This window comes from Acinetobacter soli (assembly GCF_018139125.1).
Classification (GTDB): Bacteria; Pseudomonadota; Gammaproteobacteria; order Pseudomonadales; family Moraxellaceae; genus Acinetobacter; species Acinetobacter soli.
Genome location: NZ_CP073241.1, coordinates 2,125,269 through 2,149,907 on the forward strand (window position 1 = coordinate 2,125,269; position 24,639 = coordinate 2,149,907).

Consider the following 24,639-nt stretch of genomic DNA (forward strand, 5'->3'; position numbering starts at 1 on the left):
CAAAAGAAAAAGAGCCGATATCGGCTCTTTTTTTATAATTCGGGTTTTACACAGTGAGTTTATGCCCTTCACGCAAACAGTAAAACGGATTCACCAATTTAGATGACGTCTTGAGCAAATGCGTGAGTTCCCGCTCTGGCTCATCTCGGCCTTCATCGGTTAGCTGAAAGGTTCGATGATGAATCGCAACCGAACGCTGTGCGTGTAAATCCAAATGCGCATGCAATGCATCTTGCGGGTTCATGTGTACATATTGCATCAGCTCACGGGGCTCGTACGCACCTATCGGCAAGAGTGCAATTCGGGGTGCGCCAAAACGCTCATAGATTTCTTTAAAATGCGGTGAGTAGCCTGTATCCCCTGCAAAAAAAGCATGATCATCTGCACCGAGAATTGAAAATCCTCCCCACAAGGCTTTGCCCTGATCGCGTAGGCCACGGCCTGATCCATGCTGTGCAGGCGTATAGGCAATGGTAAGATCATGAAAAGGAATCATCTGCCACCAATCCATCTCAATCACATGATACTGCTTGGGCAAGTAATACTGATTGCCCAGTCCAGTATAAATCGGCATGGCAAACTTTTTATGTAACCATTCTAAGGTGGCCAAATCCATATGGTCGTAATGATTATGACTGAGCAAAACAGCATGAATCGTGGGTAAATGCTCAAGGGCGATACCAGCAGGACACACGCGTCGTGGACCTCGCCCTTGTTGCGGACTGGCGTATTCACACCACACAGGGTCGGTGATGAGATTATATGGCCCGATTTGCAACAATACAGTCGCGTGCCCGACAAACCAGATCTGCCAGTCATCTAGATCGGCATGCGGTCGATTTTGTGGCATCGCCGCCGGCATATTGAGCCGTGCATCAAATTCACGCTGAATGTCGACATCCCATGTATACGATTCACGCGTCATTAACCAGCGTAGTAATTCGGTTGAACCACGTGCTGAGGAATGCTTCACTTGATTATAAAAACGTGAATGTCCGGCCTGTACAGAATCTAAATAATGAAAAGAAGGCTTACTCCATGTATGCGTTAAACAAGATTTAGTCGGCAATTGATAGGTTAATGTCGGCTTCTCTTTCATAGGGTAATTTTAGTCATCATCTTGTGGTCAAATAAACGTATGCATCAGACATGTTCTTCATTTAACGTAAGCCACGACTCGTCTCCATTTTTTGTAAAACTGTTCATGCTGTTTTGGTTGCTTACAGCGTGTATGACAACCTTTCTTAGAGTGCCAGATTTTCTCAAGAAGTTTGTTGCGTTTATGCGTCAATCGTCGTTGCTTTTCAAAGTTTTATGGCTGTGCGATTCAAGAGCAATCTCGACCAGACTCTATGCAATAGGGCGGCTTAAGCAAAACTCAAAAAACTACCACCGATAAGCAGAGTAAACTGCTTGGAGGTCTTGAGCAACAGATAATGTATCATTCCACTATTCTTGCGTCCTAGCTTTAAATACCCTACCGTTTTCAACAAAACATTTGAAACAAAGCAAGAAATAAACCAGTTTTACACTGCAATATAATTAAGCACGATATTGGTGCAATATATTCATTTTTGTGGTGAGATTGATTCATTTTTTTTATACAATTGATTCATATATTTTATAAATAAATCAAAATACTATTTTTATATTGAATTAATAATGAGCTTAAAAATACTATTTATTTTATAAATGGCTAAAGCATTTTTTACACGTGTCCTATTCATTTAATATCCTTTAGACTTATGTTTATAAGACTTTTTTTGGATTAGTTTTTTGTGGAATTGCGACATCTTCGATATTTTGTCACTGTGGCTGAAGAATTAAATTTTAGTAAAGCTGCATTGAAACTCTATACCGCTCAACCCTCTTTAAGTCAGCAAATCAAAGATTTGGAAGTTGATGTAGGGGTTCAACTGCTGTATCGAACCAAACGTAAAGTCGAACTCACCGAAGAAGGTGCTGTTTTTCTGGAACAGGCACGCCTGACTTTGGCTCAAGCTGAAAAAGCCGTCATGATGGCCCGTCAAGTCTCGTACGCCAAACAGCAAGCGCTGAGAGTCGGCTTTGTTCCTGTTGCTGAAGTCAAAATCTTTCCGCATATTTTGCCTAACTTTCGCTTTCATCATCCTGACATTCGTATTGATCTGTCGAGTTTAGGCAATGATGAACAAATTAAAGCGCTTAAAAAGGGCGAGTTGGATGTCTGTTTTATTCGTGATCGTCTGCAAAATGATAATGATTTTACGACCGAGCATGTGCTACGAGAGTCATTGATTTTTATTTTGCCAGTCCATCATCCATTGGCCGAACTCGAGCGTATTCCTCTGTCTGCACTTCATCAACTCGACTTGGTGATTGCCGAGTCGAGCCAATCCAGAGTCTTACATGAGCTAATTTTGAAGTTTGCAAAACAGCATGGCATTCAATTTAATCTGGTTGAACATGCAGACAGTTTGCTGGCCAACATCAATGGTGTTGCGCAAGGTCGCGGGTGTAGTTTAGTCCCCGATTACGTGGCCAGTTTGTTACCTGAAACATGTGTGACGCGTCCACTGGAAATCGATCTTCCTCATTTAGATTTGTATCTATGTTATAACAGCTCAAGCAAGTCGACATTGGTTCAATCGTTTCGTGATATGCTCGCCAAATGGGAACGTACTGTGCCTGATGAATGTATCACTGAGCATTAAAATCAATCATTTGAGCCAGCATACATAATACCTGTCGGCTCAATTCAATCGTTTCTCTATAAAAATAAAAGCCTTGGAAAAGGAAACGAAAACATATGAACAGATTTTTTTTCCGCCTTGGGCACAGTATTTCATCCCGTCCACATTTTTTTATCTCTTTGGGCATCGGTGTAGTGATTGGTACGCTATTGTCATGGCAAACTGATTCACACTGGTCCACTGTCGTGCTGATTAGTTGGAATATTGCTGTAACGATTTATCTGGCGCATGTGATGGGCCTGATTGGTCAAATGGATACTAAAACCATGCAACAGCAGGCTAAGCGTCAGGATGAAAGTAAATGGGTCATCATGCTCTTGGTGCTGCTGGCACTGCTGATGTGTATGATTGCAATCGTCGTACAACTCTCGATGATGTCCAAAAACAGTCCATACGAAATTGAGCATGTTATTTTGGCGCTGTTTACAATTATTTCGGCATGGCTACTGATGCATACCGTGTTTGCGCTGCACTATGCCCACGATTTTTATATTGCACGCAGCAAAGGCAGTGCGGGAGGATTGGAATTTCCACAGACTCCCCACCCCACCTATGCCGATTTTTTATATTTTAGCTATATTATTGGCACATCCGCACAAACTGCAGATGTATCAATTACCTCGCGCAACATGCGTCTGCTCAATATCTTTCATGCATTTTTGGCATTTATTTTTAATACCAGCATCTTGGCAATTTGTATTAATGTGGCCGCAAGTTTTTTGTCGAATTAAATCGAAAAAGGAAAGTTATGATACTTTCCTTAATCGTGTAGATTAGTTTTAACTGGCAAAAATTGCATTGCTACGCTGTAAGCTTTCTCTTTGCCGGATCGTCATGAGATATTGTTCAATCGCAGGATCAGCTCTTAATTGTCCCATCTTTTGCTGCCACAGCAGCATCGCTCCAACACATATATCCGCGACGGTAAACTGTTTTCCACATAAATAAGGATTTGCTTGAGTTAATCCCTGAATAAGTGCCTGATAGGCATCTGTCTCATCACCGTAACTCATAAACATTTTTTGCTCAGGCTGAACTTGAATGTTTCGCATTTGATCTGTTGCCAAGGCTTCCCATGGCCCCGAAATAAAAAATAGCCAACGATAATAAAGACCGCGTTTAGGATCACCAAGAGCAGGCGCCAGATTCTTTTCAGGAAACTTATCTGCCAGATAAGCACAAATAGCAGCTAGCTCATAGATTACGACATGCTCATCAATCAGTACCGGCACCTTACCGAAGGGATTAAGTTTAAGATATTCAGGGGATTTCATACTGGTGTGATATTCCACCTCAACCCGCTCACACTCAATTCCAAGTTCAATCAGTAACCACTCGACCACCACACCACGTGATTCTTTATTGGTATAAAGTTGAAGACCCATCTCAATCACTCCTTTTTGATATTGTGGGTCCAGTGTAGAGCAGCGGATTGTCAGTTTTTGTCAGGAGTGACACATACTTCTTCAACCCACCATTGATGAAATAATTTCTGCTTAAACTGAGGATAGTGATCTTGACTCAACTGAAGCTGCCGAATTCGATCAATTCTAAAGTTTCGAAATGCTTGTCGTAACTCACACCAAGCCGCCAGCATAATTTTGTCGTTAAAATATCCCATCGCAAAAGGCCAGACTGTTCGCATACTTTCATTTTTGCGCTCGTCGGCATAGGCAAAGGTCACCTTCACCTGTAGACGAATTGCCATTCGAATCTGCTCAAGTATTTTTGTATCGACAGGTAGCCAAACATTAAAGGCTCTGAGTGTGGTCTGTTCTAAAAAATGCTGGCGATAAACAGGTAAGACTGAATTCAGTTTGCTAAGCACTGAAGATGATGCACTTTGCAACGCGTCGTCAGGGATGCTTTTAAGCCAGTGTAACGACAAAAAAACGGCTTCTATTTCAGTTTCATCCAATGTAATCGGAGGGAGAAAGAAATCTTCCTTCAACTGAAATCCGATGCCTGCACATGCATCAATTCGTACACCCTGCTGTCTTAATGTTTCGATATCTCGATAGACACTACGCTGACTAATGCCAAGTTGTGTTGCCAACGCATGCGAGGTCACTGGATATTTGGCTTCTCTTAAGTGCTGTAGCAAATTTAATAATCGAATTGAACGGCTCATCTGAACCTCTAGATTTTTATTAGAGAGAAACCTCAACAGGTTTCTCAGTTATTTTTATTTTAAAGGATGATCTAAGCAGGCATCTTCTGTTGCAGTATTTGCTTTAAAAAGTGATGCAATTCCGGCACGCTCTTCACAATGGTCAAAGGCGCATAACGCGCTAAAACCTGAGGATCATGCACACCGTAACTCACACCAATACGTGGCATATCGATGTTCATGGCCATCTCAAGATCATAGCTGCTATCGCCAACCATAATGGCATTTTTTGCCTCGACTTCTGTGACCTGCAAAATCTCTTCCAGCATGCGTGGATGAGGTTTAGACATGGTTTCACTTGCCGCACGAGTGATATCAAAAATATGATGACTTTGCGTTTTGGTCAGCACGCGATCTAAGCCACGGCGGTTTTTACCTGTTGCCACCGCAAGCTTCATCCCCATGGCTTTTAAGTCATGCAGCAGCTCGGCAACGCCATCAAACCATGCATCATGCGTGGAATGTTGCACATAATGTTCGCCATAAGCCATCACAATTTGCTCATGCAAATGTGGAACCTGCGGAAAAAGCGTCTGCATCACTTCAGGTAAGCCTAAACCAATCACTCCTTGTGCCGCCTCATGCGTAAGGGGTTGCTCAAAGCGTTGCGCTGCAAATTGTAAACTTGCAACAATTTGGCCAACTGAATTAAATAAAGTGCCGTCCCAGTCAAAAATAATCAGTTCTGGACGATTCATTTACGTGCTCTCAACTGTGCCACAACGCTTTGAATATCCTCTGGCAGTGCCGCTTCAATCACAGGATAGCCCGGAATTTCAAGACGCATCGCATGCAGGCACAGACGGCGTGCTTCAGGCCCTGTATAAGGTGTTTGATGGCCGTATTTATCGTCACCCACTAAAGGATGACCGATACTCAAGCCATGTACGCGAATTTGATGGGTACGCCCTGAAAGTGGTGATGCATAAACCAGTGTTGCATCTTTAAAACGCTCAGCGACCACCCACTTGGTTTTACTTGGCTTACCTTCTTTCGACACTCTCACACGGCGTTCACCATTTGCCAGTTCATAACGCAACAGCGGCGCATCAATCAACTGTCGATCAAGACTGACATTCCCTTTCACGAGTGCTGCGTAGGTTTTTGCAATTTTGTGTTCGCGTAATAAATCCTGCAACAGCTTAAGCGTGCTGCGCTTTTTACTGATCATGACCAAACCCGAAGTGTCACGGTCAATTCGGTGAATCAATTCTAGATATTTTTTTCCAGTAGCCGCTCGCATAGCCTCAATCAGACCGTATGCCACACCGCTTCCGCCATGTACGGCGATCCCCGATGGTTTATTCACCACCAATAAACCATCATCTTCATACACCACGCGGCTGAGCAGGCTTTTGGCAACCTGATCGCTGACTGGCGCATCGCTTTCATCTTTTTGTTCGTAGCGAATCGGGGCAACTCGAATCTGATCGCCAATACTCAGTTTACTTTCCGCTTTAATTCGTTTTTTATTGACTCGCACCTGCCCTTCACGAATCAGACGATAGATACGACTTTTGGGTACACCTTTTAAACGGGAAAATAAAAAGTTATCGATGCGCTGACCGGCCTGATGTTCGTCTACCTCAAACCAGGTGACGCTTTGCCATTGTTGCGTAGAATTCATACAGTAATTAAAACCCGAAAAAGATGAAATTTGAATAAAAAATGACCGTTTAGCTACTTGATTTCACAAGAAACTTTCAATTAGCCCATAGGCAGATCGTGCAAGGTTTGATATAGTCAGCGCACGGATACCACCGTAAGTGAACAAAAAACGAAATAATTTCAACTCTGTTTGAAATGAATATTCGCTCAAGGCTTCACCAAAAGCTCGGACAGGTCCCAAAAGAATATGCCCACGCCGAAGGCTTATTATATCGGCAAAAAACAAACTGTCGCGTTTAATTGTGCATTTGCACAACAGTTTGTTTAAAGAAATATGTCGCCAACCCACACGTTGGTTATTAAACGTAAACTGATGCACATCAGATACATTGCGCCATGAGGGTTTTTTCAGGCTAAAGTGTTGATGTATTGGAACTGCCAAATAGCACTGATACGATGAACATTCCGTATCAAGACTTCATAAGAAGGATCTTCAAGCTCAGTGACAGTGAAAGTTATCATCCAATACACCGCTTACCCGCCAGTGAAGAAATTCAAGCACGTTGATTGCACCACAATCAATGCAGTATCGCCAACATCAAAACCGTTATTGAGCCGAAGCATTATGCACTAATCGGACGTCACGATCTGGACCACACTTGCTGAGTTCCAGTCCTGATACAAAGGATTGATGTTTGTGCAGCTGATCATCGCAGTGATCTGAGTGAGTCACTATTAGGTGTCACACCCATGAAACGTATGTTGATTAATGCAACTCACGCTGAAGAAGTCCGCGTTGCACTTATCACTGGTAATCGTCTTTACGATTTTGACTTAGAAAATCGTACCCGCGAACAAAAAAAATCAAACATCTATAAAGGTCATGTTACTCGCGTTGAGCCGTCTCTAGAGGCTGTTTTTGTTGAGTATGGCGCTCAGCGTCAGGGCTTTTTGTCGATGCGCGAAATTGCAAATTCGTATTTACACGCCGACCCGCGCCAAACTTCAAATATCCGTGAACTGATCACCGAAGGTACTGAACTTTTAGTTCAAGTCGAAAAAGAAGAGCGTGGTAATAAAGGCGCTGCACTCTCTACCTTTATTTCACTTGCTGGGCGTTATTTGGTACTCATGCCAAACAATCCAAAAGGTGGCGGTATCAGCCGTCAAATTTCGGGTTCAGTGCGCGAAGAACTCAAAGAAATGCTGGCATCACTGAATATGCCACGTGGCATGAGTGTGATTGTCCGTACAGCAGGGATTGGCCGTTCACAGGAAGAATTGCAACTGGATCTCCAACATCTTCTAGATTTGTGGAGCCAAATTCAAAGCACTTCAAGTTCTGGCCCATCACCAATGCTGGTTCACCAAGAAGCAGGTGTAGTCACACGTGCCATTCGTGATTACTTGCGTGATGATGTAGCTGAAATTTTGATTGATAGCGAGCAAGCCTATAACGAAGCCTACAACTTTGTAAAAGCAGTGATGCCGCGTCAGCTCGACAAACTCAAAACCTATACGCTCAATGAACCATTGTTTGCGCACTTTGCAATTGAAAGCCAGATTCAAACAGCTTACGAGCGTGAAGTGAAATTGCCTTCTGGTGGTTCGATCGTAATTGATCAAACCGAAGCGCTTGTATCAATCGATATCAACTCGGCCAAATCTACACGTGGTCATGATGTTGAAGAAACGGCGCTGAATACCAACCTAGAAGCTGCTGAAGAAATTGCGCGTCAATTGCGTTTACGCGACATTGGCGGTTTGGTCGTGATCGACTTTATTGACATGACCAAAGACCGTAACCAGCGTATGGTTGAAGCTAAATTACGTGAAGCTACGCAAAGTGATCGTGCGCGTATCCAATTTGGTCAGCTCTCACGCTTTGGTTTGATGGAAATGAGCCGTCAGCGCTTACGTCCGTCGCTTGAAGAAGCAACCGGTTATGTCTGCCCGCGTTGTCATGGCACCGGTATGGTACGTGATCTGCGTTCACTGTCACTTTCAATTATGCGTAAAGTCGAAGAGATTGCTTTGCGTGAACGTCATGGTGAAGTGCAGGTTGAAGTTCCAGTTGAAATCGCAGCATTTTTGCTAAACGAAAAACGTCATAGCTTGGTTTATCTTGAGCAGACGTCAGGTGTACGCGTGACGGTTCTACCTCACCCGCATCTTGAAACACCACATTATGAAATCCAGTACAACCCTGAAGGTTTTGCACCATCAAGCTACGAACGCACAGAAGCAACACGTTCTAGCGAAAAAGAGCTGGGTTATGAATCTTCAGGTTGGCATTTAGAAGAAGCTGAACACACTCATGCTGCTGCACCAGCGGTAGAGGCAGCAAAAACCAAGCAATCGCCGAAACAAGCCGCTCAAGTGGCTGCTGCACCACAAAAGTCAGCCAGCGCATGTGCTTGGCTTGAAAACTTGTTTGTTCAGAAACAAGCTCAAACCACAGACCAATCTCGTTCGGCACAAAATGCAGCCGCTGCGATTGAACAAATGGTCAACAACGGCGCAGTCAGCCGTGGTCAGTTTGGTCAGGTAAATCCAGCAGCCGTGCCAGCACAGACCGCTGCACCTGCGGCAGCACCAACTGCAAACAACGTCTATATGTCGCAGCCGCAAGCCAAACATGAGCCACGCGAGTCCAACGAAAAAGACGAAAAACCGCAGCAGCAGCGTCAGAACAACAAAAAGCGTAAACACAAAGAGCATCGTGAACACCATGCCCCAGTGCAAGAAGCTTCACAACAAGTGCATGAAGAAACTGTGCAGTTGTCGCGTCAGGAACAACGTGACCTTAAACGCAATCAAAAGCGTCACCAACCTGAACAGCAACAGCATAACGAAACGTCACATGAAGAAACCCAACATGTGCCGCGTCGTGACCGCAATCAGCAACGTCCAAACCGCCCGAATCGTTATCGCGATCAAAGCGTATTAAATGAGGACAATGCACAACCAAAACCTGCACCTGCTGTTGCAGATGAGCGTCAGGTTCGTGTAGAACAGGTCGATGCACCGCGTGACGACGTACTGGCAACCGCGCTAGTGATCAATGTCGATACTGCAAAAAGTGAAATTGTGGCCTTAAATGGTCAGCCTCAGCAGCCAAAACGTGATGCCGCAGCACCAGCAAAAGTACATCAGGCGAAAGCTGAGCACAAAGCACCGACTCAACCTGCAAAAACGGAAGTGGCGCCCAAAGCGGATGTTCCAGCCACTGAAACCACAGAGGTGGCTGAACCAGTCGCTGCATCTTCAGAAGTGAAACGTGCCAGTAACGATCCGCGTATGCGTCGTCGTCAACAACGTGGACAGCATCAGGCGAAAGTACAAGCACCGAAGATCACGCCATCTCAAGTGCCAACACTCGGTCAGTACACCATTAGCAGCCTGATCCGTCATGTGTATGGTGAAGACTGTACGGTTCTAATCGAACAGTTTGGTCTGGTACCCACCTTTAACCGTGCCTTAGTGAAATTCACTGAGCAATATGCCGCTACATTGGTGGTAGGCGAGTCTGAAGGTAAAGCTGAAGATAAAAAGCCAGTGACCCGTGATGCAGAGCTTCCAAACAATAAGCCTGTTGAAGAAGCTGAACCAGCAGCGGTTTTACCGCTCACACCACCGAAGGCTGATCTGAGCCGCGTTGCCAACGATCCGCGTGAGCGTCGCCGTTTGGCCAAGCAAGCTGCTGAGCAAGCGCATGTACAAGCCAAGCAAGCGCACGCTGCTGAGCAGGCACAAGCAGATGCACCGCAAACGGCAGAAGTCGTCGCACAATCTGCTACGATAGATGTGCCTGTAGCAGATGCTGCTCAAGAAACGCCAGCAACTGTCTCGGCAGAGGCTGTACCAACAACAGAGCAAGCGACAGATGCGGCAGCAGACCCAGCACCTGTGGCCTCAGAGAATCAAGCAGCAGATGCTGTGCAAGCCTCGCTTCCTGAAATCGAGCAAGCAACACCAGTAAAGAAGGAACCGACCAAAGCCAAAGCAAACAAAGCACCGGCTAAGGCGTCTGAAAATACTGCCAATGCAGATCAGGACAAACCGGCCCGCCCTCGTCGTCCACGTGGTCGCCCACCGAAGAAAACCACCTCTAGTACCGAATGATTTGCATAATTGCAGATCATTAAAAGAAACCTAGTCATTTCGGTGACTAGGTTTTTTTTGATACTTTTGTGAGATTAGGTTGATTGCACTAGAACAAAGGCCGTAAAAGAACAGTTCTAGATGAAATTTTTTTCTGCAGATGCGTCACCATAATTGGATTGATCGAAAAATAAATAGGATGTATATGAGCCAGACCACACAGACTGATATTATTACGCTTGGGGCTGTTGCCGCGAAAATTCCACAATTGATTCCAAAGGTGCCACACCTTCTTCATGGACTCAAACAAGCCTATTTACGCACTTCTGCTTCGCCTGCGGGCCTCGGTATTGCTTTTGAAAAAGCCGTGAAGCGTAATCCGGATGGGGCTGCTTTACTATTTGAAGATGAGCGCTATACCTATCAAGAACTCAATGAGTGGGCCAATCAGATTGCGCATTACTATCTGTCATTGGGCGCGCGTAAAGGCGATGTGATTGCGGTCATGCTTGAAAACCGCTCTGAATTGTTGGCTACCGTGATTGCACTAGCAAAGATTGGCGTGACAATTGCGTTGGTCAATACCTCACAAACGGGCAAGGTGCTCAGTCATAGTATTAATCTGGTCAAACCGATTGCACTAATTTTTGGTGATGAAGTACATCACTGTATTGATGAAATTCGTGCTGACTTAAATATCAATGAAGACCGTTTTCATTGGTTTGCCGATCAGGCCACACGTCAAGACGTGGGCACCGCACCGCACGGATATATCAATCTGGCCGAGCAAATTGACCATTTCCCAAAATTTAACCCACCTACGACCCATACCGTTCAAGGCAAAGATGGTCTGTTTTATATCTATACCTCAGGTACCACAGGATTACCTAAAGCGGTGATCTTTACCCATAGTCGCTGGACACTAGCCTATGGTACGTATGGGCATGTGCTTGATCTGAATCCCGACGATGTGATGTATGTAACGCTCCCGCTCTACCATGCTACGGGCATTGTGGTGTGCTGGTGTGGCGTGATTGCAGGCAGTGCAACTTTGGCCTTACGTCGCAAATATTCGACCAGTGCATTCTGGAAAGATGTAAAAAAGTTTAATGCCTCTGCCATTGGTTACGTGGGAGAATTGTGTCGTTATCTCATGGATGCCCCTGCCACCGAGTTAGATCGGAGCCATCGCGTAACCAAAATGATTGGTAATGGTATGCGTCCGAATATTTGGGATAAATTCAAGCAACGCTTCGGTGTCGATGAAATTTTAGAGCTGTACGCATCAAGTGAAGGCAATGTCGGTTTTAGCAATATTTTTAATTTTGATAATACTGTCGGTTTTTCTCCAACGCCGTATGCCGTGATTGCATTTGATAAAGAGAAAAATGAGCCGATTCGCGACAAAGATGGATTTTGCCAGAAAGTAAAAACTGGTGAAGTGGGCTTGTTGGTCGGTAAAATTACCCGTCGTTCTCCTTTCGATGGATACACCGATCCAGAGAAAAACAAAGCCGTGATTTTAAAAAATGTGCTGAAAAAAGGCGATGCCTATTTCAATACGGGTGATTTGGTACGTGACATTGGCTTTCGTCATGCACAATTTGTTGATCGCTTGGGAGATACCTTCCGCTGGAAAGGTGAAAACGTCTCGACCACTGAAGTTGAAAATATGCTCTGCGAACACGATAAAATTGTCGAGGCCGTAGTATATGGTGTTGAAATTCCGCACACCAATGGCCGCGCGGGAATGGCGGCCATCACATTGGCCGATCATGCAGAACTGAATGATCAAGATTTGAGCCACATGGCAAGTACATTTAAAAAATGTCTGCCCGCCTATGCTGTTCCGGTTTTTTTACGTGTACAAGAAATCGTCGAAACAACGGGAACGTTCAAATATCAAAAGAACAAGCTCAAAGAACAGGCCTTTGATCCCAACAAAACCGAGGAAAGATTGCTGGTTTTATTACCTGGCGAATCGGCTTATTGTGATGTGACCAAAGACATTTTTGATAACATTCAGGCATATAAGTACCGTTTTTAGTTCATTTTTTAGCTAAACAAGAGGAAATCGTGCTTTTTATAAACAGTTATGCAATTGTTTTGAATTTTCCTCTTGTGTTAGCTGAATAACTTGCTACAATACGCTCCATCAAACGATACAGGGTCGTTAGCTCAGTTGGTAGAGCAGCGGACTTTTAATCCGTTGGTCCCGCGTTCGAGTCGCGGACGACCCACCACTTATTGTTTGATCTGATGAAAGAAGCCTAAATTACCAACTTCTTTCTTGTAAGATCAAGAAAACATCTGATCTTGCAATGTTTTTAAAGCCTTGCTTTAAAATACTCAGGGTCGTTAGCTCAGTTGGTAGAGCAGCGGACTTTTAATCCGTTGGTCCCGCGTTCGAGTCGCGGACGACCCACCAGATTCTAAAAAAGCCTTAGCATAATGACTAAGGCTTTTTTTATTGGTTCATTCTAAAAATCTAGATTTAAATCCATTCAAAGTAAAAATCTAAATATTCGATCAATTTTATAAAAATTTTCTGTTTTTACGATGATTAAAAATCTTTTAAGCTAATCCTCTCTTCAAGCAATTATATATATTTATTTAGAGGCGCAAGTTATGAGTTTAATCAACACCGAAATCAAACCTTTTCAGGCCACTGCATATTCAAAAGGTCAGTTTGTCGATTTGACCGAAGCAGATTTGAAAGGTCATTGGTCTGTTGTGTTTTTCTATCCTGCCGATTTTACTTTTGTTTGCCCGACAGAACTTGAAGACCTTGCAGAACACTACGATGCATTTAAACAATTGGGCGTTGAGATTTATTCGGTTTCAACCGATACCCACTTTACCCATAAGGCATGGCACGACAGCTCCGATGCAATTGGCAAAATTCAGTATCCAATGATTGGTGATCCAACATGGCGCATTGCCAAAAACTTCGATGTTTTGATTGAGGCTGAAGGCATGGCAGACCGGGGTACGTTTGTGATTGATCCAGACGGTAAAATTCAAATTGTTGAAATTACGGCTGGTGGGATTGGCCGTGACGCGCAAGAGTTACTGCGTAAAGTAAAAGCCGCACATTATGTGTATAACCATCCGGGTGAGGTTTGCCCTGCCAAATGGAAAGAAGGTGACAGCACACTCGCACCATCCATTGATCTGGTCGGAAAAATTTAAGACTGGCATATAAAAAGCCCCTCAGCTCAGTTGAGGGGCTTTTTTTTGTTTATTGAAACAGATCAAGTTTATAAAAATGCATCGAGTACCGAATTTAAGTACATATGGCCGTGTTCGGTACAGGCAATACGCTGTACATCGGCTTGCAATAACTTTTTCTGGCGCAGTTGCTCCAGTGTCGGTGTAATTGCGTCAATCTCCAAACCAGTTCGCTCAGCATATAAGGCTGTCGGTACGCCTTGGTTGAGTCGCAAGGCATTCATCATAAACTCAAACGGTAATTCATCTGCTGCGATCTTTTTCCATTGCACATGCTCGGCAGGCACCTTGGCCAGATAGTCCTTGGGTAGACGGGTTTTTTGATAACGATAAACGCCGTCGGGTCGTGTAACTTTGCCGTGTGCCCCTGCCCCAATAGCCAAATAATCACCGAATTGCCAGTAATTGAGATTATGTGCCGATGGCTGCTCTTTACGCCAAGCCGATACTTCGTAATTGATAAAGCCTTGTGAGGTTAAATAGGCTTCGCCGGCCGTCTGGATCTGCTCAAGCACATCATCTTCGGGTAAAACTGGTTGGGTTCTAAAAAAAACCGTATTGGGTTCAATGGTCAGTTGATACCAACTGATATGCGTGGCACCGCGTTCAACCGCACAGTGCAGGTCGTACATGGCTTCTTCAAAGGTTTGTTGTGGCAAACCGTGCATCAGATCGACATTGACACGTTGAAAGCCAGCTTTTTTTGCCAAGCCAATGGCATCTAAGGCATTTTGCGCACTGTGAATCCGCCCCAAGCGCTGCAAATGTGCCAAATCAAAACTTTGTACACCCAGTGAAAGTCGGTTGATACCGGCTGCCAAATAGTCTGCAAAAGGATCATGCTCAAGCGTGCCCGGATTGGCTTCAAGCGTAATTTCACACCCAGATGTAAACGGAATCAGAGCACTTAACTGCGTAAATAACCAGTGATAGCCCTGCGCCGAAATCAGTGACGGTGTTCCGCCACCAATAAAAATACTATGAATCGCACGCCCCTGCGCAAAATCCAGTTGCGTTGCAAAATCGGCCACCAATGCGTGCAGATACTGTTGCTCCAAATCGATAGATAACGCGCCATTGGGTACCGCATGCGAATTAAAATCACAATAGGGACATTTACGTACACACCACGGCATATGGATATACAGCGATAGCGGAATATCGGTGGGATTAAGCAAAGCAGTCAAGAATGAAACTCAAACAAAAATAAGCCACTTATTTTAACACGAACCCAATCAGGACAGGCTTCAATTCATATCGAATTGCTTTAGACTGAGAGCAGATAAAAATAAGTTCTGGAAAAAGAATGATCAAGCTCTCGTCACAAGTCTTATTATTTTTACCCTTGGCACTCGGTATTGGCATTGCCATGGCCATTCAAACGGCGCTCAATACACAATTGCGTGAATCGTTACATTCCCCCTTACAAGCAGCGTTTATTTCTTTTTTGATTGGCACGATTGTCCTTGGTTTATTGGTCAGTTTTGAAGATGCAACAAAACCTAGCCTCGCACAACTGGGGCAAATTCCTTGGTATCTCTGGTTAGGCGGCTTTTTAGGGGTTTATGCAATTAGTGTGAGCATTTATACTGCGCCTAAATTTGGTTTTTTGACCTTGTCTGGGGTGATCATTTTTGGTCAGCTCGGTATGTCGATGTTACTCGATCATTTCGGTTGGCTAGGCAATCAAAAAGTTCCCGTGAACTGGCAGCGTGTCTTGGGTGCGATCATGATTTTCGCTGGCGTGATCTTTACATTTCAGCGATAACCTTTTTAAGTGGATAACGTGTTGTGACAAATGTTTCAGGGTTTGGTACTGAATTAAAACAGCTTTTGCAGTTGATGTGGCCCATTTTGATCACGCAATTTGCGCAGGCAGGTCTTGGGCTGATTGATACCATCATGGCCGGTCATCTTTCGGCCAATGATTTGGCAGCGATTGCTGTCGGTGTGGGCCTCTGGATGCCAATCATGCTGCTGTTTAGTGCCATCATGATTGCCACAACCCCTTTGGTGGCCGAAGCCAAAGGTGCACGAACACCAGAAAAAATTCCGGGACTGGTACGTCAGTCACTGTGGGTGGCGCTGTGTCTAGGGCTGATTGCCATGCTGATTTTGCAGACTATGCCCTTTTTGCTGCCTGTACTTGGCGTACCTGAAAGCCTGCAACCCAAAGCAGGACTATTTTTACATGCAATTGGCTTTGGCATGCCGGCCGTGACCATGTACGCAGCCTTACGTGGTTATTCGGAGGCCATGGGCCACCCGAGACCAGTGACCGTGATTAGCTTATTGGCCTTGGTGGTACTGGTACCGCTGAACTTTATTTTTATGTATGGTCTTGGGCCTATTCCGCATTTGGGTAGTGCAGGCTGTGGTTTTGCGACCGCCATTTTGCAATGGTTAATGCTGATTACACTGGCCAATTATGTGTACCGAGCCAAGGCTTATCAGTCGACGCAAATCTTTACCCACTGGGAAAAACTTGATCCGCAGATCATCAAGCGTATTTTAAAACTGGGTTTTCCAATTGGTCTGGCGGTGTTTTTTGAAGTCAGTATTTTTAGCACAGGTGCAATTGTACTGAGCCCTTTGGGCGATACGGTTGTGGCTGCACATCAAATTGCGATGTCTGTGACCTCACAGCTCTTTATGATTCCAATGTCGCTGGCGATTGCACTGACCATTCGGGTGGGCATGTATTACGGCGAAAAAAACTGGATTTCAATGCGTCGTGTACAAAAACTGGGACTCGGCACCGCCACGTTTTTCGCGTTGTGCACCATGTGTTTAATCTGGTTTGCCCGTCCTCAAATTGTTGCAATTTATACTCAAGATCCACAGGTATTTGATGTGGCGTTGTCGTTGTTGCTGTTTGCAATGGCTTATCAGCTTATGGACGCATGGCAAATTGGGGCGGCAGGCTGCTTACGTGGTATGCAAGACACCAAAGGCCCGATGTGGATTACGCTGGTGGCCTATTGGGTGATCGCATTTCCGGTAGGGGTGTATCTGTCACGCAGTTTAGAGATGGGGCCGGCCGGTATCTGGCTCGGTTTGATTTTAGGCTTGAGTATTGCCTGTGTGTTGTTGCTGGCACGCTTGTACAGCAACAACCGTAAACTGTCACAGCAGGCTTGATATTTGAGCTAGCTTGATGCGTTAGCTGGCCTGCCGAGGAGAGGCTCCGATTTGCCATACAAATGGTAATGCAGCCTGATTGACCTCCCAATCACCAATGGCTTTTTCTTTGTAAATAATCGGATTATGCGACGATACAGTACGTGCATTGCGCCAGTATCGATCAAGCTGTTTGGCCGTGCTGCTTGCCGAGGCACTGAGCGCGTTAAACAGATTCGAAGTCAGCTCAAGAACCAGACGGCTAATCACTACCTGCCCTTGTGCCGATTCAAGCTCAGCAGCAATATTGGCCTGAACGTCTTGTTCTGGCTGCTCGGCAAAATGACTTAAATAGGCATCTTGCAAAGCCGCCGCGGCACGCTGTGTGATGGCAGCACTGGCATAGGCTTGTGCTGAAGCCTGACCAATCACCTGTAACACTTGGGGATCATGGCGAACCAGATCAGCATTGCCATGACTAAAAATTCGTGTGCGGTGACGTACTTCTTCACTAAAATTAGCCACAGCCGCCTGAGCGATACCACTTAGCGTGGCCAAGTGCACCACCTGATAAAATGCAGTTTGATACTTAAATCGCTGATCAAAAGGCAAAATATGCGAAATCGGCACCTCAACTGCATTCACGCGCAGCGTACCGCTACCCGTGGTTTTCTGGCCAAAGCCATCCCAGTCATCTTGAATATCCACCCCTGAAGCATGTCGGTTAATCACGGCAATCACGTTTTGCTGACTCACTTCATCGAAGGCAAATAAATCGACCCAGTCGGCAAAAATACTTCCGGTGGAGTAATACTTTTCACCACTGACCACACGCTGGCCCGTAGCATTTTGGGTCACGCGGGTAATCACATCACCAATCTGCACACTCCCCACTTCAGTCCATGCATTCCCAACCAGCTCACCCGCCACAAAGCGCTCAAACCAAAGCTTTTGAGATTGGGTTTTATGCGCCACCAGTCGATCTTCGACAAAAGCAAAATGCCCACGTAGTGCCTGCACAATATTGGAATCTGCCGCTGCAAGCTCTGTAAGGAGGTCAAATAACTGTGGTAAAGACAGCCCTGCGCCACCATAACGCACAGGTACACGCACGGCGCCAAAGCCGGCCTGCTTTAACTGTTCAATCTGCTCAAAGGGTAAAATCCGCTGCTGTTCACGGGCTAAGGCTCCCTGTGCAATTTCGGCGAAAATCGGACGATACTTTGTTGCAACGGCCGCATAATCTCCACCGAGTGAAAGCTGTTCTTTAATTTGTTCAAATTGGCTCATTTTTATTCTCCATTCTTTTCGTTTTCAATTTAGCTCCACGCATGGCGTGGCGGGTGGATACCGTTTAAGTAGTAATTGCCCACCAAATGATATTTCCAGCGCACAGGATCATGTAGAGTGTGCGTGCGCGCATTGCGCCAATGACGGTCTAGATTTAATTCCGACAAGGTCGAACGTGTGCCCGACAATTCGAACAGTTTATTGCTGGCCAGCAGCGCAATTTCTGTCGTGAGGACTTTGGCTTCTGCCACACGCAAGGTGGCTTCATTCACCTGCTGTTCGGTCGGTTCAGCAATCGCACGGTCAATTTCATCGGCCGCCAGATCAAGTACGGCTTCTGCTGCACGTAGCTTAATTTTTAAATCACCAATATTGGCAATCGTGTACGGGTCTTGACTGGCATGTTCGACGCCCGCATCAATCCATGGGCGACTGTGCTGACGGACATACCGAATGGTTTCATCAATTGCACCGCGAGCAATTCCCGCATCGACCGCAGCCTGAATAAATTGTGAGATTGCACCTGCCGGCGTCGGGCGTTCAAATGCCCGATAAATCGGAACCAGATATTGCTCCGTCACCTCGACCTGATTGAGCTCTACAGTGCCACTGGCCGTAGTACGCTGACCAAAACCCGACCAGTCATTGATAATGTTCAGCCCTGTGGTGCCTTGAGGAATAAAAGCGGCATACGGAAGCCCTTCTTCATTGATGGCCACAACCGGAATCCAGTGGGCCAATAATGCGCCGGTGGCGAAAAACTTCTGGCCATTCAATTCATAACCCGTAGCTGTTTTGCGTAGGGTGGTCTGTAAATCGGCAACGGTTCTGGCATTTTTTTCTGAAAATGCATTGCCTAAACGCGCGCCTCGAAGAATCAAATCAAAAAAGAAATGTTGCTGTTCTTCACTGGCATCGAGCCGAAGATGTTCGATAAAAGCCAAGTGGTTTTGAGGAATCTGCCCCAAAGATGAGTCGACACTGGAGATGGTTTTAATTACCTCGGCCAAGGTACGATATGACACGCCAGCACCGCCAAATGCTTTTGGCACGGTAATGGCCCAGAGGCCACTTTGCGAAAAAGCCTGAACTTCGTTTAGTGGTAACTGACGTGCTTGATCACGCTGTGATGCCTCTTGGGCAAAACGCTCGGCCAGCCGCTGTGCGATCTCAATGGCCTCTTGGTCTGAACGAATACGATGTGCATTTTCGGTATGCTGAAAATAATGATGTGGCACTGGATGATTACGAGAATCATGCGCACGGTTGAGATTTAAATTCGACATGGTGAGTGCGTCCTGAAACTGATTTGTACTTATTTGTGCTATCACCTTATCACCAAAATTTGCCATGCTTTATATGGATTAACGTATTGTTTATGAATTGATTTTTGCTAAGCTTTTCTCAAAATTATATTTATTTAAGCCCTTGTTTCCTCGGCATTATTAACAGCATATAAACAATTTAAACTTTGAAATATATACTTTGTCACCTATGATCAAAATTGAAAAAATCGCAGCGAAAAGGTACTTCAGATGGCAAAAAATGCGAGCTCACCGGGTCGGCGTTTTATGAAACTTGCAGGCATGACCGCCAGCATTGCAACCAAAACCGTGTCCAACTCCATTCGACATCTCACTGCCGATGAAGAACAGAAACTTGCTGCAAAAACCAAGTTATTTCAAGATATTGGTATTCAGATCGCAGAAACCTTGGGTGAAATGAAAGGTGCGGTGATGAAAGTGGGGCAAATTGCTTCACAGTACAAGGATATTTTTCCGCCAGAAGTGGCACAATCGATTGCCAAGTTACAACGTCAGGCACCTGCCGTACCTTTTGCAACTATTCGCACTCAGGTCGAAAAAGAACTCGGAAAACCGCTCGATGTCGCGTTTCAATCTTTTGAGCCCACTCCTTTTGCCGCGGCATCGATTGGTCAGGTTCATCGGGCCAGACTGCATGATGGGCAGGAGGTTGTGGTTAAGGTTCAGTATCCCGGCGTAGATGAAGCCTGTGAAAGTGACTTGAAACAGGTACGTCTGGCTTTAAGACTCATGGGCGTGATTAAAATCGATAAAAAGCTTCAGGACAAACTGTTTGCCGAAATTCAAGAAAGCTTATCTGATGAGCTTAATTACGAAATTGAGGCACAAAATCTTGAAGTTTTTAAAACCTTTCATCAGTCGCTAGACGCCAAAGTGGTCATTCCTAGCGTATTTAAAGCATATTCGACCCGACGCGTCTTAACTTTAAGTCTTGAGCATGGTGAGTCGCTTGAAACCGCAAGCACTTGGCCACTTGAAGTGCGTAATACACTGGCTCGTCGATTGATTCGCACCCTTGGGCAAGAAATGTTTTACTTAAAACGTTTTCACTGCGACTCTCATCCGGGTAATTTTGCTTTTCGACCAGATGGTACTGTGGTGATTTATGATTTTGGCGGTGTCAAAACCTTAAGTGTCGAAATTGTAGAACATTTTAAACAACTCATTTATGCTGCACGCAAACACAATATTCCTGCCATTGAAGATCATTTGGAGGCATTACAAGCACTTGCCATAAAATCTTCTTTTCCTGAAGAGCTCTATATTCAGTGGATTGATGTGCTGCTGCGACCCTTAACTCAACCTTATAACTTTGCAGAAAATTCTGCCTATCATGACAGCGTCACACTGGTTAAAAAGTCGTTAAAGTACTGGGATGTATTTCGACCGTCGCCCGACACCTTGATGGTCAACCGCACGATTTCCGGACATTACTGGAATCTCATTCATTTGAAAGTTGAAGACAACCTCAACGATTTGTTTGAAGAACTGGTACCCAACCCCAGTTAACAAATTTTAAGCAGAGTATACATTGACTGAAACATTTGTTATAATATAACATTACATAATTATTGGTTAATTATTCGAGGTCGACATGCGTTCAGGTATTCATCCAGAGTATCAACAAGTATTGTTTCATGACACCAATGCTGATGTATATTTCTTAATTGGCAGTACACTTCAAACCAAACAAACACGTGAGTACCAAGGTAAGGTCTATCCATACGTGACCTTAGATATTTCAAGTGCCTCACATCCGTTTTATACCGGTGAAGTACGTCAAGCCAGCAATGAAGGTCGTGTTGCGAGCTTCAACAAACGCTTTAAGCGCTTTAAACGTTAATTTTATTTTAAGTTTATCGCGTTAAGGTAAAAAGAATTCGAAGCCTAAGGATCTATCTCCTCCACTTAGGCTTCTTTTTTTGTGTCCAGATTCTGTGTATAAGCTCATTGTTATCCACAGCACTTTATGGCTTCATGTCGCCATGAGCGATCTCATTTCTCGATTTAGCATTTAGCTGCTGCTTGCTTCAATGTTATGCTTACAACCCTTTACGGCAGATACAATGAGGGAATCTTATGTCTCAGGCATTACTTCAACAGTTACAAAATGGCGAAGCCAAATTTGCAGATGTCTTGGCTCATATTGAAGCACATTTTGTTCATACCCCAACTGCATTTCAAAATGGCGCGCAGTCTAATGCCGCAACAGAAAATCAAGGGAGTGCCAAAGTACTGTCTTATGCAAAAATTGAAGGGCTGAATCAGGCAGATACGTTAAGCTTGTTTGCAGAGCATTATGCTGCCGTTTTAAATACTCCCGAAGGGACAGACCATCAAAATATTCGTCAGTTTATGCAACATGGCTGGGATGGTGTGGCTTTTGAAGGTAAGGCACTTCAGGCCAAATAAGTCTTTTTAGATTTTGATTATTCCCCAACAAAGCATTGGGGAATAATCAAATGATTCGAAACAGGCTTAAAGCGCATCGGCAAAATCAAGTGCCTGTTCCAGATCTGCAATTAGATCATCCAGATGCTCAAGCCCCACATGTAGGCGCACCAAGTAACCCCCTTCTTGTACCGAGCTTTGCGTGCGATGCGCCACTCCCACAGGCAAGATCAGGCTTTCAAAGCCTCCCCAAGACAATCCAATGTGAAAAAAGTTTAAGGCATCAAAGAAACGTGCAACATAAGTCGGATCTGAGCGCTTGAGATAAAAAGAAAATAATCCGGTCGCGCCCTTAAAAGATTGGCGCCATATTTCATGCCCCGCTGCGTGTTCAAGCGCAGGATAATTAACACGGCCGATACTGGCATGTGCACTTAAATACTGCGCCACCGCCAGACCATTTTCATTATGCTGTTTTAATCGTACTGCCAGACTGCGTAGTCCACGTGAAGCCAGATAAGTATCATCTGGACTGGTGGTTTCACCAAAGCTATACACAACACGACTCAATTGTTCGATCGAATCGGCGTTGGCCGTTGCAGTGCCCATCAAAATATCTGAATGCCCTCCAATATATTTGGTCACCGACTGAATCGAAACATCCGCACCCTGTTGTAGTGGCTGAAAAAATAATGGCGTTGCCCATGAATTATCGACCAGCACTTTGGCATTTTTTTTGTGGCTTAGTTCAGAAATTGCAGCCAGATCGGTCACTTCAAAGGTCATGGAACCCGGAGACTCGATATACACCACAGCGGTTTTGGTTTGTAATTTTTGTGCAAATGCTGCTAAGTCGCATGGATTAAAATACTCAACCTCAACGCCCATACGTGGCAATATCTGATCGGCAAAACTACGCGTCGGGCCGTACACATTATCGGCCATCAAGACATGATCACCCGCTTGAACAAAGGCAGTAAGCGTATGTGTACATGCAGAAAGCCCAGAAGGAAACACCAAACAGCCAGCACCGCCTTCGAGTGTATTAATTGCACTTTCAAAAGATTTAGTGGTTGCAGCGCCGTAACGACCATAATGCCGATAACCACCACCATTTTGCTTATGCTGCTCCCACTCTTTAAAACTATTGACCAAAATGGTCGAGCCGCGATACACCGGCGTATTCACTAACCCATCAAAGCGATGCGGTGTTCTTCCTAAATTGATGACATCGGTACATACATGATTCATTTCGATACCCTTTTGATTATGTAGTTCTTTTCGACAACATCATCATAGTTAAGCTCGATTGAATTTTGAGTTTAAAAAAAATATCAGTTTCACTTCAAATTAGAATTTTATTTCACTTTCATAGATAAAAAAGAAATTATGATCCATATTTATTCTGCTATTGTGGATTACATCCTTTTGTCTGACATTTTTAACGATGTTGATCATCGGCATATATCTCACCGATGTTAAGTTTCAATGGGCTTATATTTTAGTTCCGATTAAAAGAATAGGCAGATAACTCAAGCCGCATCGATATTAGAAATAATTAAGCGGCAAACGCGTGGTGTACTTGATCTGCTCCATCGCAAAGCTTGAGCTAATATCGGCTAAACCCGGAATCTGAATCAGTCGTTTATACACCCGATCATATTCCATCACATCTGGCACCGCCACTTTAAGCAAATAATCGGTTTCGCCTGCCATTCGATATACCTCAAGAATCTCATCGATGGTATGGATATGATCGCGAAACTTTTGAATCCATTCCATATTGTGCTGTGCAATCTTGATAAACACCATGACCACCACATTGATATTGAGCTTCTTACGATCCAGTAAGGCCACTTTACCGTAAATAATCCCTGCTTCTTCCATTTTGTGAATCCGGCGCCAGCATGCGGTATTACTCAGCCCCACCCGATCGGCAATATCACCAATGGCGCATGTACAGTCTTGTTGGAGAAGTTCTAAAATTCCGCGATCATATTTATCAAGTTGAACATTCATAGTATCGGTGAAGAGGCAGTGAAAAGTTATGCCACCAATGTAGCGAAAAGTGAAATGGAATTCTATTTTTCTGTGATTAAGATTGATACTGTTTCTGAGTCAAATTCAATCTATGTGTGAAGCACACCGTACAAACTTCATAATCCATGCACGGTGCATAATGACTCATCTGTCGTGCGCTGCTTATGGGCGCTCGGCATATTGAGGCAGATCATCTTGAATACTGTCCCACTCTGCTTTATGCGCTGCAAAAATATGCATACTCGGTTTTTGCTCGATTTTGGTATCGAGCGTTCCAATACGCAGTCGGTGATATTCTGGTGTATCGGTTTTAATGCTCATGATGGGTGAACCACATTCACTGCAAAAACAACGCTGTGTGGTGGGCGTAGACTGATATTTCTTAAGAAGATGCTCACCTTGAACAATCTTAAAATCATCAATGTGTACTGGCGCATTGGTGGCGTAAGCCGTACCGTTGGCTTTACGACAGCGCTGACAGTGACATTCGATAATCTCACCGATTCCACGGCCTGAAATTTCATAACGAATGCCCTGACACAAACAACTACCGGTCAATAGCGCTGTATTTGACATGATGATGCTCTCCCTGTTTGCATTGATTTTTCAACCAAACTAACAGATTTTT

The 24,639-nt window shown here is 44.7% G+C and carries 21 protein-coding genes and 2 tRNA genes; 12 read left to right on the top strand and 11 right to left on the bottom strand.

Going from position 1 to position 24,639, the window contains the following annotated elements:
* Positions 1–46 precede the first annotated feature (46 nt).
* Entirely contained in the window at positions 47–1,099 is a 1,053-nt protein-coding gene (locus KCV09_RS09805) for an MBL fold metallo-hydrolase (RefSeq protein WP_025095343.1), read from the bottom strand.
* Between the two features lie 679 nt (positions 1,100–1,778).
* Here KCV09_RS09805 and hcaR point away from each other — a divergent pair.
* Entirely contained in the window at positions 1,779–2,693 is a 915-nt protein-coding gene (hcaR, locus tag KCV09_RS09810) for a DNA-binding transcriptional regulator HcaR (RefSeq protein ID WP_151745852.1), read from the top strand.
* 95 nt (positions 2,694–2,788) lie between these two features.
* A complete protein-coding gene (locus KCV09_RS09815; protein ID WP_004932667.1) occupies positions 2,789–3,463 on the top strand; it encodes a DUF1345 domain-containing protein in 675 nt (224 codons plus the stop codon).
* 48 nt (positions 3,464–3,511) lie between these two features.
* Here KCV09_RS09815 and KCV09_RS09820 read toward each other — a convergent pair whose 3' ends face one another.
* From KCV09_RS09820 to KCV09_RS09835, 4 genes are all read right to left on the bottom strand, one after another.
* Positions 3,512–4,117: a glutathione S-transferase family protein gene (locus KCV09_RS09820; RefSeq protein WP_151815832.1), complete on the bottom strand. Its 606-nt coding sequence runs from the start codon at positions 4,115–4,117 to the stop codon at positions 3,512–3,514.
* Between the two features lie 50 nt (positions 4,118–4,167).
* Positions 4,168–4,863 carry a helix-turn-helix transcriptional regulator gene (locus KCV09_RS09825; RefSeq protein ID WP_151764214.1) on the bottom strand — a complete coding sequence of 232 codons (696 nt, stop codon included), beginning with the start codon at positions 4,861–4,863 and terminating at the stop codon, positions 4,168–4,170.
* Between the two features lie 71 nt (positions 4,864–4,934).
* Positions 4,935–5,600 carry an HAD-IA family hydrolase gene (locus tag KCV09_RS09830; protein WP_025095340.1) on the bottom strand — a complete coding sequence of 222 codons (666 nt, stop codon included), beginning with the start codon at positions 5,598–5,600 and terminating at the stop codon, positions 4,935–4,937.
* Positions 5,597–6,529 (bottom strand): RluA family pseudouridine synthase, encoded by a 933-nt coding sequence (locus tag KCV09_RS09835; protein ID WP_151815833.1) that lies wholly within the window; start codon positions 6,527–6,529, stop codon positions 5,597–5,599. The genes KCV09_RS09830 and KCV09_RS09835 overlap by 4 nt, the downstream gene beginning before the upstream one ends.
* 731 nt (positions 6,530–7,260) lie before the next feature.
* Between KCV09_RS09835 and KCV09_RS09840 the strand changes: the two genes are divergently transcribed.
* The 5 genes from KCV09_RS09840 (at position 7,261) to ahpC (ending at position 13,806) form a co-directional block, all read left to right on the top strand.
* Complete coding sequence (locus tag KCV09_RS09840; RefSeq protein WP_151815834.1) at positions 7,261–10,635, top strand: Rne/Rng family ribonuclease; 3,375 nt, start codon at positions 7,261–7,263, stop codon at positions 10,633–10,635.
* A 184-nt stretch (positions 10,636–10,819) separates the two neighbouring features.
* Positions 10,820–12,661, top strand: coding sequence for a long-chain-acyl-CoA synthetase (locus KCV09_RS09845; protein WP_212515090.1), 1,842 nt, complete (start codon positions 10,820–10,822; stop codon positions 12,659–12,661).
* 120 nt (positions 12,662–12,781) lie between these two features.
* Positions 12,782–12,857: transfer RNA gene (locus KCV09_RS09850), tRNA-Lys, on the top strand.
* Between the two features lie 109 nt (positions 12,858–12,966).
* Positions 12,967–13,042 (top strand) — tRNA-Lys (locus tag KCV09_RS09855).
* 200 nt (positions 13,043–13,242) lie between these two features.
* The gene (gene ahpC / locus KCV09_RS09860) at positions 13,243–13,806 is read left to right on the top strand and encodes an alkyl hydroperoxide reductase subunit C (RefSeq protein ID WP_004932648.1); all 564 of its coding nucleotides are present in this window, start codon (positions 13,243–13,245) and stop codon (positions 13,804–13,806) included.
* A gap of 68 nt (positions 13,807–13,874) precedes the next feature.
* On the opposite strand, the gene hemW is transcribed toward ahpC, so the two are convergent.
* The gene (hemW, locus tag KCV09_RS09865; protein WP_266098476.1) at positions 13,875–14,981 is read right to left on the bottom strand and encodes a radical SAM family heme chaperone HemW; all 1,107 of its coding nucleotides are present in this window, start codon (positions 14,979–14,981) and stop codon (positions 13,875–13,877) included.
* 170 nt (positions 14,982–15,151) lie between these two features.
* Between hemW and KCV09_RS09870 the strand changes: the two genes are divergently transcribed.
* Together KCV09_RS09870 and KCV09_RS09875 are read left to right on the top strand one after the other, a co-directional pair.
* The gene (locus KCV09_RS09870; protein WP_212515092.1) at positions 15,152–15,613 is read left to right on the top strand and encodes a DMT family transporter; all 462 of its coding nucleotides are present in this window, start codon (positions 15,152–15,154) and stop codon (positions 15,611–15,613) included.
* Between the two features lie 23 nt (positions 15,614–15,636).
* Positions 15,637–16,986: an MATE family efflux transporter gene (locus KCV09_RS09875; RefSeq protein WP_025095336.1), complete on the top strand. Its 1,350-nt coding sequence runs from the start codon at positions 15,637–15,639 to the stop codon at positions 16,984–16,986.
* 21 nt (positions 16,987–17,007) lie between these two features.
* Here the strand turns inward: KCV09_RS09875 and KCV09_RS09880 are convergent, their stop codons facing one another.
* A complete protein-coding gene (locus KCV09_RS09880) occupies positions 17,008–18,255 on the bottom strand; it encodes an acyl-CoA dehydrogenase family protein (protein ID WP_212515093.1) in 1,248 nt (415 codons plus the stop codon).
* A gap of 29 nt (positions 18,256–18,284) precedes the next feature.
* On the bottom strand, positions 18,285–19,541 hold the full coding sequence (locus tag KCV09_RS09885; protein WP_004932631.1) for an SfnB family sulfur acquisition oxidoreductase: 1,257 nt from the start codon (positions 19,539–19,541) through the stop codon (positions 18,285–18,287).
* Between the two features lie 249 nt (positions 19,542–19,790).
* Between KCV09_RS09885 and KCV09_RS09890 the strand changes: the two genes are divergently transcribed.
* The 3 genes from KCV09_RS09890 to KCV09_RS09900 all read left to right on the top strand — a co-directional run bounded on the left by KCV09_RS09890 (position 19,791) and on the right by KCV09_RS09900 (position 21,992).
* The gene (locus tag KCV09_RS09890; RefSeq protein WP_004932628.1) at positions 19,791–21,089 is read left to right on the top strand and encodes an ABC1 kinase family protein; all 1,299 of its coding nucleotides are present in this window, start codon (positions 19,791–19,793) and stop codon (positions 21,087–21,089) included.
* Between the two features lie 85 nt (positions 21,090–21,174).
* A complete protein-coding gene (locus KCV09_RS09895) occupies positions 21,175–21,423 on the top strand; it encodes a type B 50S ribosomal protein L31 (protein ID WP_004932625.1) in 249 nt (82 codons plus the stop codon).
* A gap of 236 nt (positions 21,424–21,659) precedes the next feature.
* Complete coding sequence (locus KCV09_RS09900; RefSeq protein ID WP_004932623.1) at positions 21,660–21,992, top strand: HopJ type III effector protein; 333 nt, start codon at positions 21,660–21,662, stop codon at positions 21,990–21,992.
* A 66-nt stretch (positions 21,993–22,058) separates the two neighbouring features.
* On the opposite strand, the gene metC is transcribed toward KCV09_RS09900, so the two are convergent.
* The 3 genes from metC to KCV09_RS09915 form a co-directional block, all read right to left on the bottom strand.
* Positions 22,059–23,222: a cystathionine beta-lyase gene (metC, locus tag KCV09_RS09905; RefSeq protein ID WP_151815189.1), complete on the bottom strand. Its 1,164-nt coding sequence runs from the start codon at positions 23,220–23,222 to the stop codon at positions 22,059–22,061.
* Between the two features lie 297 nt (positions 23,223–23,519).
* Positions 23,520–23,990: an Lrp/AsnC family transcriptional regulator gene (locus KCV09_RS09910; protein ID WP_004932617.1), complete on the bottom strand. Its 471-nt coding sequence runs from the start codon at positions 23,988–23,990 to the stop codon at positions 23,520–23,522.
* 183 nt (positions 23,991–24,173) lie between these two features.
* Complete coding sequence (locus KCV09_RS09915) at positions 24,174–24,587, bottom strand: GFA family protein (protein ID WP_004932613.1); 414 nt, start codon at positions 24,585–24,587, stop codon at positions 24,174–24,176.
* Between the last annotated feature and the right edge of the window lie 52 nt (positions 24,588–24,639).

Bases quoted from the DNA above. Each gene is read 5' to 3' on its own strand.
- KCV09_RS09805 (WP_025095343.1), bottom strand. From the start codon at position 1,099: ATGAAAGAGAAGCCGACATTAACCTATCAATTGCCGACTAAATCTTGT.
- KCV09_RS09815 (WP_004932667.1), top strand. From the start codon at position 2,789: ATGAACAGATTTTTTTTCCGCCTTGGGCACAGTATTTCATCCCGTCCA.
- KCV09_RS09820 (WP_151815832.1), bottom strand. From the start codon at position 4,117: ATGGGTCTTCAACTTTATACCAATAAAGAATCACGTGGTGTGGTGGTC.
- KCV09_RS09825 (WP_151764214.1), bottom strand. From the start codon at position 4,863: ATGAGCCGTTCAATTCGATTATTAAATTTGCTACAGCACTTAAGAGAA.
- KCV09_RS09830 (WP_025095340.1), bottom strand. From the start codon at position 5,600: ATGAATCGTCCAGAACTGATTATTTTTGACTGGGACGGCACTTTATTT.
- KCV09_RS09835 (WP_151815833.1), bottom strand. From the start codon at position 6,529: ATGAATTCTACGCAACAATGGCAAAGCGTCACCTGGTTTGAGGTAGAC.
- KCV09_RS09840 (WP_151815834.1), top strand. From the start codon at position 7,261: ATGAAACGTATGTTGATTAATGCAACTCACGCTGAAGAAGTCCGCGTT.
- KCV09_RS09845 (WP_212515090.1), top strand. From the start codon at position 10,820: ATGAGCCAGACCACACAGACTGATATTATTACGCTTGGGGCTGTTGCC.
- ahpC (WP_004932648.1), top strand. From the start codon at position 13,243: ATGAGTTTAATCAACACCGAAATCAAACCTTTTCAGGCCACTGCATAT.
- hemW (WP_266098476.1), bottom strand. From the start codon at position 14,981: ATGCCGTGGTGTGTACGTAAATGTCCCTATTGTGATTTTAATTCGCAT.
- KCV09_RS09870 (WP_212515092.1), top strand. From the start codon at position 15,152: ATGATCAAGCTCTCGTCACAAGTCTTATTATTTTTACCCTTGGCACTC.
- KCV09_RS09880 (WP_212515093.1), bottom strand. From the start codon at position 18,255: ATGAGCCAATTTGAACAAATTAAAGAACAGCTTTCACTCGGTGGAGAT.
- KCV09_RS09885 (WP_004932631.1), bottom strand. From the start codon at position 19,541: ATGTCGAATTTAAATCTCAACCGTGCGCATGATTCTCGTAATCATCCA.
- KCV09_RS09890 (WP_004932628.1), top strand. From the start codon at position 19,791: ATGGCAAAAAATGCGAGCTCACCGGGTCGGCGTTTTATGAAACTTGCA.
- KCV09_RS09895 (WP_004932625.1), top strand. From the start codon at position 21,175: ATGCGTTCAGGTATTCATCCAGAGTATCAACAAGTATTGTTTCATGAC.
- KCV09_RS09900 (WP_004932623.1), top strand. From the start codon at position 21,660: ATGTCTCAGGCATTACTTCAACAGTTACAAAATGGCGAAGCCAAATTT.
- metC (WP_151815189.1), bottom strand. From the start codon at position 23,222: ATGAATCATGTATGTACCGATGTCATCAATTTAGGAAGAACACCGCAT.
- KCV09_RS09910 (WP_004932617.1), bottom strand. From the start codon at position 23,990: ATGAATGTTCAACTTGATAAATATGATCGCGGAATTTTAGAACTTCTC.
- KCV09_RS09915 (WP_004932613.1), bottom strand. From the start codon at position 24,587: ATGTCAAATACAGCGCTATTGACCGGTAGTTGTTTGTGTCAGGGCATT.